Source organism: Acinetobacter sp. CY79 (assembly GCF_059515845.1).
The window spans coordinates 18,902-36,399 of sequence record NZ_JCAKMY010000025.1; the positions used below are offsets into that span (position 1 = coordinate 18,902).

General features: G+C 39.3%; 16 protein-coding genes. 5 read left to right on the forward strand and 11 right to left on the reverse strand.

Going from position 1 to position 17,498, the window contains the following annotated elements; translation table 11 throughout:
• Positions 1–48 precede the first annotated feature (48 nt).
• Positions 49–1,293 carry an exonuclease SbcCD subunit D gene (locus tag AC5YCE_RS11275; RefSeq protein WP_496172108.1) on the forward strand — a complete coding sequence of 415 codons (1,245 nt, stop codon included), beginning with the start codon at positions 49–51 and terminating at the stop codon, positions 1,291–1,293.
• Positions 1,294–1,305: 12 nt separating this feature from the next.
• Positions 1,306–4,938 (forward strand): AAA family ATPase, encoded by a 3,633-nt coding sequence (locus AC5YCE_RS11280; RefSeq protein WP_496172109.1) that lies wholly within the window; start codon positions 1,306–1,308, stop codon positions 4,936–4,938.
• A 77-nt stretch (positions 4,939–5,015) separates the two neighbouring features.
• Here the strand turns inward: AC5YCE_RS11280 and AC5YCE_RS11285 are convergent, their stop codons facing one another.
• The 3 genes from AC5YCE_RS11285 to AC5YCE_RS11295 form a co-directional block, all read right to left on the reverse strand.
• On the reverse strand, positions 5,016–5,813 hold the full coding sequence (locus tag AC5YCE_RS11285) for a thioesterase family protein (RefSeq protein ID WP_496172110.1): 798 nt from the start codon (positions 5,811–5,813) through the stop codon (positions 5,016–5,018).
• 190 nt (positions 5,814–6,003) lie between these two features.
• On the reverse strand, positions 6,004–6,759 hold the full coding sequence (locus tag AC5YCE_RS11290) for a hypothetical protein (RefSeq protein WP_496172111.1): 756 nt from the start codon (positions 6,757–6,759) through the stop codon (positions 6,004–6,006).
• Positions 6,760–6,971: 212 nt separating this feature from the next.
• Positions 6,972–7,658, reverse strand: a complete 687-nt coding sequence (locus AC5YCE_RS11295; RefSeq protein ID WP_496172112.1) for a YggS family pyridoxal phosphate-dependent enzyme — start codon at positions 7,656–7,658, stop codon at positions 6,972–6,974.
• 123 nt (positions 7,659–7,781) lie between these two features.
• On the opposite strand from AC5YCE_RS11295, the gene AC5YCE_RS11300 reads away from it, so the two are divergent.
• Both AC5YCE_RS11300 and AC5YCE_RS11305 read left to right on the forward strand, forming a co-directional pair.
• Entirely contained in the window at positions 7,782–8,819 is a 1,038-nt protein-coding gene (locus AC5YCE_RS11300; protein ID WP_496126407.1) for a type IV pilus twitching motility protein PilT, read from the forward strand.
• A 27-nt stretch (positions 8,820–8,846) separates the two neighbouring features.
• A complete protein-coding gene (locus AC5YCE_RS11305; RefSeq protein WP_496172113.1) occupies positions 8,847–9,965 on the forward strand; it encodes a PilT/PilU family type 4a pilus ATPase in 1,119 nt (372 codons plus the stop codon).
• Positions 9,966–10,048: 83 nt separating this feature from the next.
• Here the strand turns inward: AC5YCE_RS11305 and fur are convergent, their stop codons facing one another.
• Positions 10,049–10,486 carry a ferric iron uptake transcriptional regulator gene (gene fur, locus AC5YCE_RS11310; protein ID WP_496126409.1) on the reverse strand — a complete coding sequence of 146 codons (438 nt, stop codon included), beginning with the start codon at positions 10,484–10,486 and terminating at the stop codon, positions 10,049–10,051.
• Positions 10,487–10,598: 112 nt separating this feature from the next.
• On the opposite strand from fur, the gene AC5YCE_RS11315 reads away from it, so the two are divergent.
• Positions 10,599–10,997, forward strand: coding sequence for an outer membrane protein assembly factor BamE (locus AC5YCE_RS11315; protein ID WP_496126410.1), 399 nt, complete (start codon positions 10,599–10,601; stop codon positions 10,995–10,997).
• Positions 10,998–11,043: 46 nt separating this feature from the next.
• Here AC5YCE_RS11315 and AC5YCE_RS11320 read toward each other — a convergent pair whose 3' ends face one another.
• From AC5YCE_RS11320 to dut, 7 genes are all read right to left on the reverse strand, one after another.
• Positions 11,044–11,364 (reverse strand): RnfH family protein, encoded by a 321-nt coding sequence (locus AC5YCE_RS11320; RefSeq protein WP_496126432.1) that lies wholly within the window; start codon positions 11,362–11,364, stop codon positions 11,044–11,046.
• Positions 11,365–11,411: 47 nt separating this feature from the next.
• Positions 11,412–12,494: a hypothetical protein gene (locus AC5YCE_RS11325; protein WP_496172114.1), complete on the reverse strand. Its 1,083-nt coding sequence runs from the start codon at positions 12,492–12,494 to the stop codon at positions 11,412–11,414.
• Positions 12,495–12,661: 167 nt separating this feature from the next.
• Entirely contained in the window at positions 12,662–13,117 is a 456-nt protein-coding gene (locus AC5YCE_RS11330; protein WP_496126412.1) for a bacteriohemerythrin, read from the reverse strand.
• Positions 13,118–13,370: 253 nt separating this feature from the next.
• Positions 13,371–14,219, reverse strand: a complete 849-nt coding sequence (locus AC5YCE_RS11335; protein WP_496172115.1) for a class II glutamine amidotransferase — start codon at positions 14,217–14,219, stop codon at positions 13,371–13,373.
• 222 nt (positions 14,220–14,441) lie between these two features.
• A complete protein-coding gene (gene argB / locus AC5YCE_RS11340) occupies positions 14,442–15,350 on the reverse strand; it encodes an acetylglutamate kinase (RefSeq protein WP_496172116.1) in 909 nt (302 codons plus the stop codon).
• A 39-nt stretch (positions 15,351–15,389) separates the two neighbouring features.
• Positions 15,390–16,817: a phosphomannomutase/phosphoglucomutase gene (locus tag AC5YCE_RS11345; RefSeq protein ID WP_496172117.1), complete on the reverse strand. Its 1,428-nt coding sequence runs from the start codon at positions 16,815–16,817 to the stop codon at positions 15,390–15,392.
• A 218-nt stretch (positions 16,818–17,035) separates the two neighbouring features.
• Positions 17,036–17,488 carry a dUTP diphosphatase gene (dut, locus tag AC5YCE_RS11350; protein ID WP_496172118.1) on the reverse strand — a complete coding sequence of 151 codons (453 nt, stop codon included), beginning with the start codon at positions 17,486–17,488 and terminating at the stop codon, positions 17,036–17,038.
• Positions 17,489–17,498 lie beyond the last annotated feature (10 nt).

The window sequence follows — 17,498 nt, forward strand, 5'->3', positions numbered from 1 at the left end:
CTGAATAAATATTCGCTACTATGCTTCTCAAGGCATGGGGCAAACAATATGGCAGTTCATTTTCTACATACATCAGATTGGCATTTAGGACAGTTTTTCCATAATCATAATCGTGAATTTGAACATGCTCAATTTCTGAGCTGGCTCTTAGAACAGATTAAGCTCAAACAACCCAACGCATTATTAATTGCTGGTGACATTTTCGATGTCATCAACCCAGCATCCTCTGCCCAAAAACAGCTTTATCAATTTTTAGCCGATGTACATGAAATCGCCCCACACCTACAAACCTTAATGATTGCAGGTAACCATGACTCTGGTTATCGGATTGAGCAAGTCGACCCACTATTAGCCAAATATAACGCCAAAGCAGTTGGTGTGATCCAACGTACAGACCCAAAAACCTTAGATCTTGATCGTTTGATTGTGCCTATTTATGACCAACAACAAAAAGTTGTGGCTTGGTGCTTGGCGCTTCCCTATTTGCGAAGTAGTGAGATCACAGGGATTAATGAACAGACCACCAATCAACAAAGTGCCATTAGTTATTTGCACCAACAGCTGATTGCCGAAGCAAAAGCACGTAAACAGCCTGACCAAGCCTTAATTTTGATGTCACACGCGCATATGCAAGGTGGTGAAACATCAGATTCTGAGCGTCCAATTGTGGTCGGGAATGAAGAAGCCATCTCCACCACTTTATTTGATGATGTGATTGATTATGTTGCGCTTGGTCATTTGCATAAACCACAGAAAGTAGGACAAGAGCATATTCGTTATAGTGGCTCGCCTATTCCTCTGTCTTTTAGCGAGCGCAACTATAAGCATCAAGTGGTCGAAGTCAAAATTGATCCTGAGCTTAAAGATCATGCATTTAGTTTTGAACCTTTAATTATCCCAAGAACAGTCGATTTAATTCGGATTAGTGCTGATCTATCCCATTTAATTGAGACCTTAAAAGTATTACCTGATGGCGAAATTGAAGATTTAGCCGCACGCCATTTTATCGAGATTGAATATAAAACCGATGCACCGCCTCCTGTAGATTTAAGACAACAAATTGAACTAGCCCTACCCCCTAATCGCTATCGTTTGCTGAGAATTGCACGTTTATATCAAAAAATTGATGATCGAGATCAGGCGCACAGCTCTAAAATTGATTTAGCACCGCCAACACCTGAGTCTTTATTTTTAAGGATGTGGGAAAAGAAAGGTTATAGCGAAGATCCTGCAGTCAAACAAGATTTCTTACATCTGTTGCACGAAGCACAAGACGCCCTTGACCAAGATTAATCAGGATAAACCATGAGAATTATACGTTTAAGTTTAAATAACTTGGCATCTTTGGCAGGCACGCATGAGATCAATTTTGAAGATACGCCTTTAGCGCAAGCAGGCCTCATTGCGATTACAGGCAAAACAGGGGCAGGTAAATCTACGCTTTTAGATGCAATGTGTTTGGCACTCTATGATGGTATTCCACGTTTACCTGATAGTGATAATCCTCGCTCTCGCCGTGATAACACGATTCTAGATGCGAGTGGTCAAGCGATTGCGATCAATGATCCTAAAAATATTTTACGCCGTGGCACGACCTCAGGCTTTGCTGAACTTGAATTTGTCGCACTCGACCAAAAACGTTATATCGCACGTTGGGAAATCCAGCGCGCACGTAAAAAAGTGGACGGCAACATTAAAGTCGATCGCTCGGTATTTTGTGTTGATGAATCACGTTTAATGACACAAAAGACTTCAGAGTGCACACCATTTATTGAGCGGATTACAGGTCTTACCTTTAAACAATTTACCCGTGCGGTTTTACTTGCACAGTCAGAAGTCGGTGCATTTTTAAAAGCCAAAGATCAAGAACGTGCGGATTTACTGGAATATCTCACCAACTCACAAATTTTTAGTGAAGTCAGTAAACGTGCCGCTGAAAAGTACAGTGAAGTCAGCCGTAAAAGAACTGAACTTGAAAAGTATGTAGGAAAGTTGGAACTTCTGTCGGATGAGCAAATCGAAAAGTTACAATCAGAGTTTCAAGCGTCTAATCTTATTTTAGAGAACTTAAGCAAAACCGAAAAACTGCTCGAAAATGACTTGAAGTGGCATAAAGATCGTCATGAATTGTATGCCAACATGCAGGCAAAAAAAGAAGTCTATGATGTACAGATAGATGCCGACCAAAAGTTACAATCTCAAAAACAATTATTGGTGTATTTAGATCAATTTCAGCCGATTCGAGATTCTTTTAATCAGCAACGAAACACACGAATTCACTTGAATACACTTCAAGAAAGTTTAAAAACCTTTCAACCTCAGTTAGATCAAGCACAACAGAATTTTAATGCACAGCAACAACTATTTGAACAATCTCAAAAACAATTGACCGAATGGCAAAATCATCGTGAACAACTCAAGCCACAGCTTGAACAGGCGCGCCAAATTGATCATGAGATCCATACGCAAGCTGAATTATTTAAGAAAACTGAAGCCGATAAAAATCATCTACTCAAAGTGGATATTGCCCCGTTACAGCAACAGATCACGTTGCAACAACAGCAGTTTAATCAACAGCAACACGCTTTACTCGAAATTGAGCAACATCTTAGCCAAACTGCGGATTGGACAGTATTTGATGATGTATTGCCATCGGCCTTACAGAGTCTAGAACAGTACCAAAACTTATATGTTCATCTACAACAACATTATCCAATGGCTTTGCAATCTTCAGAGGCAGATCTCATTCTGCAACAACAAGAGATTCAGTCTCAAATTGAAACTTGGCAGACGACATTTAAAGATTTAAATACATTAGAACAAGACTTGAATCAGAAACAAAAACAGCAAGAAAAGTATGCGCAAGATTTACATCATTTAGATAACTTGAAACAGCACTGCCAGCGTTGGCAACACGATGTTATTTTATTGAAGAACATCCAACACGATGATCTCAAAAATCAGCAAAAAAATCAGCAACTGAACGCTCAACTTGACCATCAACAAACGGCGTTACAACAAGCAGAGTTACATCTAAAAAAAGTGAAGGACATTTTTGAGCAACAACGTTTATTGCAAAACCAAAGTGTGCAAGATTTGCGTGTGCAGTTACAACCTGATGCTCCCTGTATGGTCTGCGGTAGTCAAACTCACCCCTTTGTCGAACATCAAGCCTTACTTCAAGATGCTTTAGCCAATCTACAGCATCAACAACTTGAAGATGCAGAACAACAAGTCAAATTAGCACAGCAACAGTTAAATGATTTAAAGATTCAAATCTCCCAGTTGGACAGCACGCTTGCACAGCAACAGCAGCGTATTGATGAATTGAATCAGCAAACCACAGCGCAATATCAACAGATCAGTGACATGATCCAAACCCATGCTTTATCCATTGTAATCGACCGCCCTAGCGATGAGCTCAATCAAACGATTCAGCAAAATATCGATGCGATTATCCAACAGCAACAACAGCTGAAATTACAGCGTGAACAGCAGGAGACTATTTTACTTACGTGGCGTAATCATTTAGGACAGTTAGAACAACTTAAAATTGCACTGCAACAAAGACAACAACTGTCGCAAATTATCACGCCGATGATGTCTCCATTGCCACAGCATCTACAGCAAAAGTGGCGAGATCAATCCTTGGCACAATGCCAAACTGCACTTGCAGAGCTACAGGTACGCCAACAAGGTTTGAATCAGCGCTTAGGTTTGCAAAATCAATTGAAGGATCTGCAGCAAAATCTCAAAGCTTTTGAAGAACGTCTGCAATTCTTACAACAACGCGAACAACAACTCGATGCATCCATGCAAGAGGTACTGAAAAAAGGCAAACAACTGCGTGAACAACTGAATGAACTTACCGAAACCTACGCAGGTCAGCAATATCGGAAATTTGCAGATTGGCAACAGGCTTTAGAGACGCAAGATCATGCCTTACAGCAACAGCTCCATGCACAGCGTCACAATGTTGAGCAAACGCAGCAAAGTATGCAAGATTTGCGTCTTGAACAGCAACGTTTACACAGTCAAGTACAGCAACATGAAAACGCCTTAAAGCATGCCACAGATGCCATTTTTGTTTGGAAGCAACAGCATCCTGAGTTTAGCGATGTATGCATTGAACAATGTATGGCGCTTTCACACCAACAAGTCCAAAGCATGCGTGCCGATTTAGAACGACATCATCATGCATTGAGCAGTGCCAAAAGTGCTTGGGAAACACTCGAAGAACACTATAAAAAGCACTTAAGCCAACAGCCAGCGCTTGATTTTGAAATGATTCAGCAAAAGTTAAGTGAACTCGCCGAGCAAAAATCGATACAACAAAATGCATCAAATACAATCGATGCAGAATTGCGTATGAATGACCATCAAAAGTTAACGCTTGCAAAGTATCAATCTGAAATTGAGGTGGTGAAAGCAGAAGAATATCGTTGGGGCAGGATTTACGAATTAATTGGTCATCGTGATGGTGTGAAGTTCCAAAAAATTGCGCAAGAGCATCACTTAGATATTTTGGTGGAATATGCCAATCAACAATTACAACCGCTTGCTCCACGCTATCAATTGCATCGTATTCCAGACAGTCTAAGTTTGGCGATTCTAGATTTAGACATGAACAGCGAAATGCGCCCTGTATTGTCTCTTTCAGGGGGTGAAACTTTTTTGGTTTCCCTTGCTTTAGCATTGGCCATTGCCAACATGGCTTCAGGCTCGATGAAGCTCGAATCCTTATTTATTGATGAAGGCTTTGGCACGCTCGATCCGAGTTCATTACATATGGTGATGAATGCCTTAGACAGCTTACAAAGCCAAGGGCGTAAAGTGGTGCTGATCTCCCACATCCAAGAAATGCATGAACGTATTCCTGTACAAATCCAAGTTAAACCTGTGGGCACTGGTGCAAGTACCATTCAAATCGTAGGTTGAGCGAATAAATAATATAAGATTAAGCCAACTTTGCTTATCTGCATGGTTGGCTTAATTTGGTTGAAAATCTTTATATTTCAATCCAATTGGCGTAAAGTCAAAATTTGTTCGCTACGACCAAAGGGTCCTTGTTCATCATGCAATATCGAGCTGGTTAAGCCAATTCCATCATTGCCATATTGTTGAACGGTCTCTAAACCAAGCCATTTCCCTTGTGGCATTCGATACAGATGAATCTGCAAATCTAAATTCGGAAATGCAAACTGAAATGGCCAACCTTGACGCGAAACAATTCCATTCGCGGTGTCTACCATGCCCATTAATTTGACAAAATCAGCAGTGGGCTGACCTTCAACCATATCATGCGAATTGGTCAACCATACAATGCCTTTCCCTGCCCTGCGTCCGTGAGTGCGGGCTTCAATTGATTGGATATAACCACCTGGCCAATTTCGAATTTCAGTCCAAACAGGTGCATGTTCAGGTGTCTCAACATTTTGATCTTCAATTCCCATCACTGCCTGAGAATCGCTAAGTATCATCCGCCATGTTCTCGCGATAATACAAGGCTTACCTTGCGTACTCATCACAGACTCTAATAATTCAATCGTTTTACCCGGACGAATGACTTTGGTTTCAATACTAAATTCGCCACCGTGAATTAAACCCAATATATCTAGACTGACCCGACCAATACGCATGTCTGCGCGAGGATGGTAACGATATATTTCCTCACAAATAATCCCTGTAGCAGGTGCCATATGTTGTTCATGAGGATTCCATGCCCCTTGAGCCAACGCTGTTGATCGATAATGTGCAATGACGGATCCGTCTTGTTCTTCTTGACGTTGAATGAGTTGATAATATCCAGTCATCTTGTTCTAATCCTTGAATAATAAGTGAAAAATACACTGTTTATGTTTTAATCAAATTATGCAAAAACATCAACCCTAAACTTGATACTTTTCTCATCATTGATAGTTTTAAGCCTTTAATTCCTTTCTATATTTACCTATTCCAAATAAAAAGACTTCCGAAGAAGTCTTTTTTGTTTTTTTATATCAATTAATTTTTATCCGCTGGAAATGCATTCGGTGCTGGTGCATATTCACTGGTCGCATCAACAACAACAGGTTCAGGGTTACTTAATTCAAAAACCACTGTACCAATAATGCCTGTATTATCAATTGAACCATTTGAGGAATTTGCCGCGTAGGATTCATCAGGCTTTCCAAAGGTAAATGAAGCAACCGCTTGATCACTTTTTCGGAAACCTTCAATCGACAAAGTATCATGTGCATTCAACACATAACCCGAACTATAAATTGATGCTTCTTGACCATTCAGAACATCTAGACCATCTACGCTTGCCACGATTTCATAGGTATTTGACGTGTTATTTTCATAACGTAATTGATAACTTTGACCTGCTTTTGCTTTGACATAATAATTCTTACCATCACGGATCATTGCAAGGGCTTTACCCTGATCATCAACAATAGAAAAACTTACTTTACCTGCGGCGATCGACAGGCTATTGACCGCCTTACCTTTAAAATCTTTACTGGCATAACGTACAGTCGCTTGAGCAATCGGTTCATCCGACATACGGTGTAAATCAACTTTGGTAACATGAGAGCTAACATCATCTCCCCATTTTGTTCCTAATTTTTCATTAGATGCAATATCGGCATTTGAGGGTGCAGCATCGGCTACGATTGCCGAATCTGAAGCGGCTTCCTCTGTTTTTTTAGCACAAGCAGTTAGAAATAACCCTATGAGCAGGCAGAGAAAAAAATTGAGAAAATGTTTTAAATTCATGATTCACCTTTAGTTTTATAAATTATTTAAACACCAATACATTTTTATGTAGTTTTCATAAACAGTATATGACATTTGCTTTTATACTGGTTGACATGACTTTGTTATTTTTTTGTACAATTTTAAATCTTAAAAAAAACCCTGAGTTTTTCAGGGTTAAACTTTATGCTCACGAATTAATTAGGCATCTTAGTTAAGTTATAGATTGATATTTATTGAGCATAATCTCGAGCACCAAATAAGGCAGTTCCCACACGAACCATAGTAGAACCCGCAGCAATGGCTTCTGTCATATCTCCTGACATTCCCATACTTAAAGTGTCCCAATCGTCAGGATGTGCGTGATGAGATTTAACCTGTTCGAATAATTTTTGTGCATCTGCAAACGCAGCGGTGTTGTTTGGTGCAGGAATCACCATGAGTCCACGAAGTTTAAGATGAGGCAATTGACTAATTGCAGCAACTAAATCGGCTACTTCTTCAGGCTGACAACCATCTTTTGTATCTTGAGCATCAATATTGACCTGCAAACAAATGCTAAGCGGTGCTTGATCAGCTAATCTTTGATTCGATAAACGCTCTGCAATGATCAATCGATCCACACCATGCACCCATGCAAATTTTTCAGCTAGATGTTTGGTTTTATTGCGTTGTACATGCCCAATGAAATGCCATTCGATATTGAGGTCATTTAAAGCTTCCATTTTATCTAAAGCTTCTTGCAGATAATTTTCACCAAATGCACGTTGACCTGCATTGAACATTTCACGTAAAGCTTCACTTGGATGTGTCTTTGAGACAGCCAAAAGTTGTACAGTATTTTCTGCACGACTGGATTGCTGACAAGCCTGTTGAATCTGTTGTAACACCAGTGATCTGGCTTGTTGAAGACTATTCATTGACACATATCTCACTTAATTCATCTTTTTTTACTTTCCTATTCGGTCAACTGTTGGTTAAGCTAGAGGAAAGCATTATTATTCTAACAAAATAATTAAGATTTATTTGCACTCGGGGTTTTTATGGATATTACAGAACTACTAGCTTTCTCTGTTAAAAATGGCGCGTCTGACTTACATTTATCTGCGGGCATGCCGCCAATGATTCGTGTAGATGGTGAAGTTCGTCGTATCAACCTACCAGCATTAGAGCATAAAGATGTCCACCGTTTGGTGTATGACATTATGAATGATAAACAACGCCGTGATTTTGAAGAAAAGTTGGAAACTGACTTTTCATTTGAAGTTCCGGCCGTGGCTCGTTTCCGTGTCAACGCATTTAACCAAAACCGTGGCGCAGGTGCAGTCTTTCGTACCATTCCATCGAAAGTATTGTCGATGGATGATCTGGGAATGGGACAAATTTTTAAAGATATTTGTGAATATCCACGCGGCATCGTATTGGTGACAGGCCCAACGGGTTCTGGTAAATCAACCACCCTTGCAGCAATGATGGATTATATTAACGAAAACCGTTATGACCACATTTTGACTGTGGAAGATCCGATCGAATTTGTACACCAATCTAAAAAGTGCTTGATTAACCAACGTGAAGTACATCGTGATACTCATGGCTTTAACGAAGCTTTGCGTTCAGCACTGCGTGAAGATCCAGACATTATCTTGGTCGGTGAGATGCGTGACCTTGAGACGATTCGTTTGGCGCTTACCGCTGCTGAAACAGGTCACTTGGTCTTTGGTACTTTACATACCACGTCTGCTGCGAAAACCATTGACCGTGTCATTGACGTCTTCCCTGCTGAAGAAAAAGATATGGTTCGTGCGATGTTATCTGAATCACTTCAAGCTGTGATTTCTCAGACGCTGCTCAAGAAAAATGGCGGTGGTCGTGTCGCTGCTCACGAAATCATGATTGGTATTCCTGCGATTCGTAACTTGATTCGTGAAAACAAAGTTGCGCAAATGTATTCTGCGATTCAAACAGGTGCAAACTATGGCATGACCACCCTTGATCAAAGCTTAAAAACTTTGGTTGCCAAAGGCGTGATTAGCCCACAAATTGCACGTACTGCTGCCAAACAGCCAGAATCGTTCCTATAAAAGCATAAAAATACATGGAATGAACATATGGATTTTAACGATTTATTAGATTTGATGATTACCCATAAGGCATCCGATTTATTCGTGACTGCCGATGTTGAACCCTCAATGAAAATCAATGGTGAAATCATTCCTGTGGTCAAAACCAAGCTCAACGGTGAAATTATCGGTCAATTGATTCATTCAATCATGACCGATAAACAGCGTAAAGAGTTTGCCGATACCCGTGAATGTAATTTTGCAATTTCCAACAAAGATAAAACAGCACGATTTCGTGTCAGTGCATTTCAACAGCGTGATTTACCGGGTATGGTATTACGTCGTATTGAAACACAAATTCCAACCCCTGAAGAACTGAAACTCCCGCCTATTTTAAAAGATCTTGCCATGACCAAACGTGGCATCATTTTATTGGTGGGAGCAACAGGTACAGGTAAATCGACCTCGCTGGCCTCTTTGATTGGTCATCGAAATCGCAACTCTAAAGGTCATATCATCACCATTGAAGACCCGATTGAGTTTGTCCATCAACATGAAGGTTGCATCATTACTCAACGTGAAGTTGGTATTGATACTGAAAGCTATGAAATCGCGCTTAAAAATACGCTACGTCAAGCCCCAGATGTGATTCTGATTGGTGAGATTCGATCTCGCGAAACCATGAACTATGCGATTGGCTTTGCTGAAACAGGTCATTTGGTTTTTGCAACGCTCCATGCCAACAATGCTAACCAAGCGATTGATCGAATTATTCATTTCTTTGAAGCAGATCGACATAGTCAACTGTTTATGGACTTATCACTTAATCTTAAAGCCGTCGTTGCTCAACAGTTAGTGCCGACCATTGATGGGCAATCACGTCGTGCAGCCATTGAAATCTTAATCAATTCGCCTTTAATTTCTGATTTAATCCGAAAAGGTGAGGTTAATGAAATCAAAGATTTGATGAAGCGATCTCGTGAGTTAGGCATGCAAACCTTTGACCAAGCTTTATTTGATTTATATAAAGAACGTCAAATCAGCTATAAAGATGCACTGAAATATGCAGACTCTGAAAATGATTTACGTCTGCAAATTAAACTCTCGGAAGATGGTGCTGATCAATTATTGGGTTCTGCATCAAAATTGACTTTCGATGGACAATAATCGATAGATCCGTTTGAATAATTTAAAAATCAGTCACAAAAAAGAGCTCTTAGGAGCTCTTTTTTATTCATAGATCTGATGAATTACTTTTTACGATACACTTCCTGACACTCAGGAGCATCACAGTAACCGTATAAATTGAGTGAATGACCCGTCAAAGTGAAGCCCATTTTTTCAGCCACTTGATGTTGTTCATGTTCAATAACGTCATTGGTAAACTCAACCACTTTATTGCAGTTGTAGCAAACCAAATGATCATGATGATCATCCTGCATAATCTCAAATACAGAGTGATTATTTTCAAAATGGTGACGCTGAATAATACCTGCTGCCTCAAACTGAGTTAACACGCGGTATACAGTCGCTAAACCGACATCTTCGCCTTGTTCAAGTAAGGTCTTATAAATGTCTTCAGCACTCAAGTGATGCTGTCTAGAGTTTTCCAATAATTCCAAAATCTTGATTCGTGGAAGGGTAACTTTAAGTCCAGCTTTGCGTAAATCTTGATTGGAAATAGGCATATAAAAAGGTCTCTCAACAAATTTTAAGTTGGAATATGCAACAGAGTTTAGATGCAGTATGATCTATCCTTGGATCAATTGCATCATAATTAATTTGGGATAGTGTAGCAAAATGCAAAAAATCATGCTGGCGTTATTCGTCACTTCTTTACTGGGTGGTTGTTCTGTCTTCGGTGTATATAAAGTCGACATTCCACAAGGGACACCACTCACCCAAGCCCAAGCATCAAAAATACAAGTCGGGATGACTCATCAACAAGTACGCTTTTTACTCGGTAGTCCGACTGTAACTGATCCGATGAATCCATTACGTTGGGATTACCTGTACCACTATATCCCAGGCACCTACGCTAAAAAAGCGAAAATCCCTGCTGTTCAAGGTCAACACCTTAAAGTGTTCTTTGACCAAAATGGTGTGGTAAATAAGATTGAAGGTCTGGAAACAATTCCAGAATCTCAACCCGGTTTACCGGCATCTAAAGAAGCAATTCTCAATGCCCCACCACTATAGTAACTTTTAAATAAAAGAAAACCCCTCATTGAGGGGTTTTTAAAAATCACTTCAATAGTTTAAAGCGATTGCCACGGCAATATAGCCCGACAGGGTTTTCTGCCGCACGTTTTCGACGCTTATCTTTGGGATTCACGGTTAAAGCTCTATAAATTTCAACACGATCACCTACTTCAATTAATTGTGTCAAATCTCGAACCCTTATACCAAAAATTCCGCATTGTAATATCTCAGGCAAAGTCGTTAAATTCTTAATTTGACTCATCTCAATAGCATCATTGACCGTCATGCCTTCCACAAAATCAACAGCGATATGAAATTGCTGATCAACACTCGCAAATGCAACCCAAACCTTTTGTGGCATCATTGAATGTTGATTGGTATTCACTGGCTGATTGTCCTGCGTATTCATGATCAAACCAATTGCCCAAGATATGAAATAATTGCCAACACAATGCTGAGTGGCAACACGATACGAACGGCAATACGCCAAATATTATAAAAAGCCTCATTGCTGAAATTTAAGGCTTTACGTAAATGACTGATTTTCATGATCCAACCGACAAAGATTGAATAGATTAAACAAATCAACAAGCCCCATAACATCAATACACTATTTAATACATGAGCCACGAATGGAATGACCCACACTGCAACTGCTATAATCAAAATCACAAATTGAATAATGAACGCAATATTACGTTGTGCGAGTTGCTCTTTCGCCATCTGGATCATCAGTGCAGATGCCATCACCGTTGCAAACAAAATACTATAGGCAGGTAATGCTGTACTCACAGCAAAATATCCAAAGGCAACGACTGCAATAATTTGTGCAATCCAAATCGGTAAAGTTTGTTGAGTCGCTGGCTCATCTTGAGTGTTGTTCACATTATAAGATTGCCAATACAACCCCAACCCTAAGCCACTTGCCACTAAAGCCAAAATTGTGGCATTGCCCCACTCTTTAAATTCAATCGGCGTCATTTGCCATGCTATAACTTGCGTACCTGTTATTTTTGAGAGAACAAGAGAAGCAATTACACCAAGTGCCGTCAATACCACTAAAATCACCCGGGGTACAAATGACAAAGCAAAAGCAATGACAGTACTTACCAGAAATACAAGTTCAACTTTAAAATCTAATTGCCCTTGGCTGACCACGAGCTGACTTAAGTTATACATTAACCCACCAGCTAAGAATGGAATAAATACAACTGACATCCATCCGACAATGCGCCATCTTTGTGATGCATCGGCATCACGAGTCAAACTTGATAATGCATTTAAAGCTGAAGTCTTAGAACGTTTGGCAAGTGCAATTTCTAAGTAAATCACAGGTAAGGCTAAAAGCAACATCGTGCCTAACCACAATGCCCAAAAATCTATTTGGCGGTCAATTTGTAAACCAAGGCTTGGTGCTAACCCAGCAATAATAATAAATGATAGACAAAATGCCATGAGCGGCGATAACCATCGCGACATAGATGTATCCTGCATGACGAGTTCCGTGAAAAAGTCTTGTGCTATTTTGCCTTTGTCCCTGATGAAAATCAAAGCATAGAATAAAAAAAGCAAACCATCTTTACAGATGATTTGCTGCGCAAGCTTGAGTTCATTTATTCTTTTTTCTTGTACTCTTCGTTATTATCTGGAAGAAGTTGCAATTAAGAGAAGAAACGAGAGAACCAATTTTTACCTTTTTTCTTTTCATTGCTTTCAATAATACCAATCATATTCATTTTTACCGCACCAACATAGTCGGCATCATCGTGTTGAATATGATTAATTAACCATTTAGAAAGCACTTCATGTAATTCACTTTCGATCGAATGGCCTTCCGCAAAACGATCACGATAGCTTTCAATACGTTTAATAAATAAATCATGTACACGTTTATGTGGTACACGGTATTTATATCCCGCTTCTTCTTGTAAACTTTCTTCGAATGTAAAATGTGATTGAGTGTAATCAATAATATTATTCAAAATCTGTTTAACACGATCACGATCAGTAGTAGAACTAATCTCATCAATTTCATTGATGAAGTCTAAAATTCGTCTGTGTTGATCGTCAATCACATCGATTCCAGTGTTATATTCTGGTACCCAATACATCTTCATACGATCACCTTAAAACATGAGCTACACTAACTTGAGCCCTATCTTATAGTGGAAAATATGAAATAAAAATAAACTTGATTAGTCGGGATTCAAGATTTACAAGTCAAATCAAGTAAGTAATTGTTTTATATTGTTAATAATTATAATACCAACTAAAACACTCAATTATTTTTTAACCAAAAAATAAATATTTTTCAATAAGTTATGAAATTTTTAAAATTCAGATAAAGCGACCAAAATCACATAAAAAAACTTAATATTGATCTGCTTTGGTGATTCTTTTCAGGCTCGGATTTACTGCTTCGCGTATTAAACGAACAATTACGGTTTGAGCATATTTTATAGGGCGACCATGCTGAAATAAAATCATTTCACCGGGTTGATACGCTTGCCAAATCTCATTATCGGTTAATGGTTCAGTGGTGATCACAGCAACACGATCTTCTGGTGTCGTGACATGACTAAAATCGACTTCTACATCAAGGTCAATCAAACGCGCTTGCTTAAACGGATACTCTCTAACGATCCAATGCAATTTAGTCACAGCATAACTAAACAAGGCCTGTCCATTGGATAGACAAAAATTAAACGTCCCATGTTCAGCAATTTGAGGGGAAATTCGCTCTAGTACAACAAAAATTTGCTCAAGACTCGGCTCCACAAAACCAAACTCTGCAACCAACTGATCTAATAAATAACAAAAAGCTCGCTCACTGTCTGTGTTACCGACGGGTGTAAACTTTCCAGTCAGTGTTGGATCAAAATCATGTAAATCCCCATTATGGGCAAAAATCCACTGTCGCCCCCATAACTCACGTATAAAAGGATGTGAATTCTCTAAAGTAATTTTACCTTGAGTGGCTTTACGAATATGTGCGATCACATTACGTGACTTAATTGGATAGTTTCGGATCAGTTCAGCGATCGGGGATTCAACAGCCGACTGATTATCGACAAATAAGCGACATGCCTTATCCTCAAAAAATGCAATACCAAAGCCATCTGAGTGATCGGATGTCACACCTGCACGTTGAGAAAAGCCACGGAAGGAAAATGTAATATCCGTAGGTGTCGCACAGTTCATTCCAAGGAGTTGGCACATAATTTATCAATAGCTTGTCGTTATATTGATTATTGTGCAACACAGCGTACATGCATGCAAATAACAATAACTTAAAAGGACTAAAAAAAATGCAATGAAGCGACTATTTAAACAACGCCATTAAATATAAAAATACCTGCGCACAAAAAAAAGCCACTCAAAGTGGCTTTTTAGATGACTCTTAGATTAAATAATGACTAACTCTAATGTCATTGAATACTTTTATGGTTTCGCAGTTTTGGCACGATTGGTAATCAAAGTACCGACACCATGATCAGTGAAAATTTCCAATAAAGTTGCATGCGGTACACGACCATCTACGATATGCGCACTGATTACACCACCTTTCACAGCATCAAGCGCACAACCTACTTTAGGAATCATACCCCCATAGATCACACCCGTTTCAATCAAGCGATCGACTTCCTGTGTGCTCAAGCCAGTCAGTAGATTTTTATTTTCATCCAACACACCGCTGATATTAGTGAGAAGAATTAACTTTTCCGCACCCAAAGCTTCAGCAACTTTGCCTGCCACTAAATCTGCGTTGATATTGTACGTATTGCCTTCCTCATCTACACCCAGTGGTGCAATTACAGGAATAAAATCACTTTGCGTGAACATTTCCAAGACATCAGTTTTGACACCAACCACTTCCCCAACGAGACCTAGATCGATCTGTTGAACAGAACCATCTTCGGCTACTTTTTCCATCAAAAGTTTTTGCGCACGAAGTAAATTACCATCTTTACCCGTTAACCCAATCGCACGACCACCATGCTGATTAATCAGATTTACGATTGACTTATTAACGCTGCCACCCAAGACCATTTCCACAACTTCCATTGTTGCAGGATCAGTCACACGCATACCATCAATACGGTCAGATTCACGCCCCAGTTGCTTCAAAAATGAATCGACCTGTGGTCCACCACCGTGGACAACAATTGGGTTTAGACCCACGGTTTTAAGTAAAACAATATCTCGAGCAAATGAACTTTCCAAAGCAGGATCAGTCATTGCATTGCCACCATACTTTACAACGAGAGTCTTACCTGTGAATCGTTGAATATATGGCAAAGCTTCAGTCAAAATTTGAGCTTTGTCGATGCCATTCTGTTGTTGTGGCATTCGCCTCTCCTCTAGTATTCCTAAAATGTACTGCTAGCGCTATTTAGCATTTAAAATGCCTTGGGCGATTTTAGGATATTCGTCACTTAACATCGAGATAAATTTTTGACGAATCTCGCCCAAACTTAACTCACAGTCAGCATCAAATCGTACAGTGAAGAAATCACCTGTATTTGAAGCCCTTAAAATGCCAAAACTATTTTCAAAATCCAATCTAACACCGTCAATATCTTGAACTTGAGCACCAAATTGATGACTTCGCTTAGCAACCAAATCTAGAACTTTTTTAGGTTCAATGCCATGTGTGTGGATATAAGTATCTTCTGTACCACATCGTTCAGGATATTGCTCAAAAATCTGAGATAAAGTTTGATTATTTTGTTGACTCAAATATTCCATTAGGCGTAAAGCTGCATACAAGCCATCATCATAGCCATAACCTCGACCATCATTAAATACGTAATGACCTGCATACTCACCACCAAACACTGCACGACCAGAAGTTTCAGCGATATATTTACGCATAAAACTACTACCTGTACGGATCATGGTGGCTTTGCCCCCTAGTTTCTCAATCGTATTTTTGACCATGCTTGAGCATTTCACGTCAAATACAATTTCATGCTGAGGATGAGCTTCAAGGCATAACTGAGCAAAGAAACTCAGCAAACGATCAGGGCTAATAATTTGAGCATGCTCATCCAAGATCACTACGCGATCACCATCACCGTCGAGCGCAATCCCTAAATCAGCTTGATGTAATCGAATTTTCTCTTGCAGTAGCTTTAGATGCTTTTCTAAAGATGGATCAGGTGCATGATCTGGAAAATGCCCATCATGTTGGCATCGTATCGAAATGACTTCACAACCCATTTTTTGCAAAATATGGTCAGCACAACGTCCTGCTGAACCATGCATACCATCTAAAACAATTTTTAATGGTCTGTGCAAATGTATATCACTTAACAGAGCTGACTGATAACGCAAACAAAAATCGGATTTCATTTGATGTGAATCATATTCACTTATTTCGATTTGATTATTCTTATCAAACTCCAGCGCTGCATATTCTCCGACCGACTGAATCATGGCTGGCGTAGGTGGTTCGAAATTTATAATCCACTTAATTCCATTATCATCTTTAGGATTATGACTTGCTGTCACCATAATACCATTCCCTCCCACTTCACGGGCAGCGAAATACATCTGTGGTGTTGAGCAACAGCCAATTTCAATCACTTTAATGTTATAGACTAAAAATACAGTTTTCAGAATTTGAGCATAACTTGGGCTAGTCAATCGCGCATCGTATCCCAATACGAGCGTATCTTGACCATAATCAATAAACTGTTTTGCCAAGCCATTTGCAATTGCATTTACAACATCAGGGTTTAGAAAACTTACATTACCTCGAATATCGTATGCTCTGAAAATTTGCTTAGGCAATAATTGCTGAAGTGTATTCATATATTTTATAAAATTAAGACTTAAATAAATTTTTTATATTTAAGTAAATGGATTTAGTCATAATGAACTTTAAATCTAATTTTCACTATAAATATTTTATTACATTTTTATAAGTTTTTTGTTTCTGATTTTCCTTATTTAAAAAGAAAAACCCGATAAATCGGGTTTTTCTTTATTCTGAATAATTTTATTCTGAATAATAATGTTTCAATTTCTCATTATTGCTGACCGGTATGACCAAAGCCACCTGCACCACGCTCAGTTGCTTCAAACTCATTCACTAAATCAAATTCAGCTTGAATTACAGGGACGAGCACATATTGAGCAAGACGCTCTCCTGGCTCTAACGTAAATGTGGTCTGGCTACGATTCCATACTGAAACCATGAGTTCACCTTGATAATCCGAATCGATTAAACCCACGAGATTACCCAATACAATACCGTGCTTATGCCCTAGCCCTGAACGTGGTAAAATCAAGCCTGCATATTGTGGATCTTGAATATAAATCGCCATGCCTGTTTTAACCAAAACGGTTTGACCTGACTCAATTTGAATTGCTTCTTCTACGCAAGCGCGTAAATCTAATCCAGCTGAACCTGTGGTTGCGTAGGTCGGTAAAGGCCATTCTTGACCCAAACGTTGATCTAAAACTTTAACTTGAACTTTCATTCGAAATCCT

What these genes read in the sequence shown, in the direction of transcription:
- AC5YCE_RS11275 (WP_496172108.1), top strand. Translation starts at nt 49, where the DNA reads ATGGCAGTTCATTTTCTACATACATCAGATTGGCATTTAGGACAGTTT.
- AC5YCE_RS11280 (WP_496172109.1), top strand. Translation starts at nt 1,306, where the DNA reads ATGAGAATTATACGTTTAAGTTTAAATAACTTGGCATCTTTGGCAGGC.
- AC5YCE_RS11285 (WP_496172110.1), bottom strand. Translation starts at nt 5,813, where the DNA reads ATGACTGGATATTATCAACTCATTCAACGTCAAGAAGAACAAGACGGA.
- AC5YCE_RS11290 (WP_496172111.1), bottom strand. Translation starts at nt 6,759, where the DNA reads ATGAATTTAAAACATTTTCTCAATTTTTTTCTCTGCCTGCTCATAGGG.
- AC5YCE_RS11295 (WP_496172112.1), bottom strand. Translation starts at nt 7,658, where the DNA reads ATGAATAGTCTTCAACAAGCCAGATCACTGGTGTTACAACAGATTCAA.
- AC5YCE_RS11300 (WP_496126407.1), top strand. Translation starts at nt 7,782, where the DNA reads ATGGATATTACAGAACTACTAGCTTTCTCTGTTAAAAATGGCGCGTCT.
- AC5YCE_RS11305 (WP_496172113.1), top strand. Translation starts at nt 8,847, where the DNA reads ATGGATTTTAACGATTTATTAGATTTGATGATTACCCATAAGGCATCC.
- fur (WP_496126409.1), bottom strand. Translation starts at nt 10,486, where the DNA reads ATGCCTATTTCCAATCAAGATTTACGCAAAGCTGGACTTAAAGTTACC.
- AC5YCE_RS11315 (WP_496126410.1), top strand. Translation starts at nt 10,599, where the DNA reads ATGCAAAAAATCATGCTGGCGTTATTCGTCACTTCTTTACTGGGTGGT.
- AC5YCE_RS11320 (WP_496126432.1), bottom strand. Translation starts at nt 11,364, where the DNA reads ATGATGCCACAAAAGGTTTGGGTTGCATTTGCGAGTGTTGATCAGCAA.
- AC5YCE_RS11325 (WP_496172114.1), bottom strand. Translation starts at nt 12,494, where the DNA reads ATGCAGGATACATCTATGTCGCGATGGTTATCGCCGCTCATGGCATTT.
- AC5YCE_RS11330 (WP_496126412.1), bottom strand. Translation starts at nt 13,117, where the DNA reads ATGAAGATGTATTGGGTACCAGAATATAACACTGGAATCGATGTGATT.
- AC5YCE_RS11335 (WP_496172115.1), bottom strand. Translation starts at nt 14,219, where the DNA reads ATGTGCCAACTCCTTGGAATGAACTGTGCGACACCTACGGATATTACA.
- argB (WP_496172116.1), bottom strand. Translation starts at nt 15,350, where the DNA reads ATGCCACAACAACAGAATGGCATCGACAAAGCTCAAATTTTGACTGAA.
- AC5YCE_RS11345 (WP_496172117.1), bottom strand. Translation starts at nt 16,817, where the DNA reads ATGAATACACTTCAGCAATTATTGCCTAAGCAAATTTTCAGAGCATAC.
- dut (WP_496172118.1), bottom strand. Translation starts at nt 17,488, where the DNA reads ATGAAAGTTCAAGTTAAAGTTTTAGATCAACGTTTGGGTCAAGAATGG.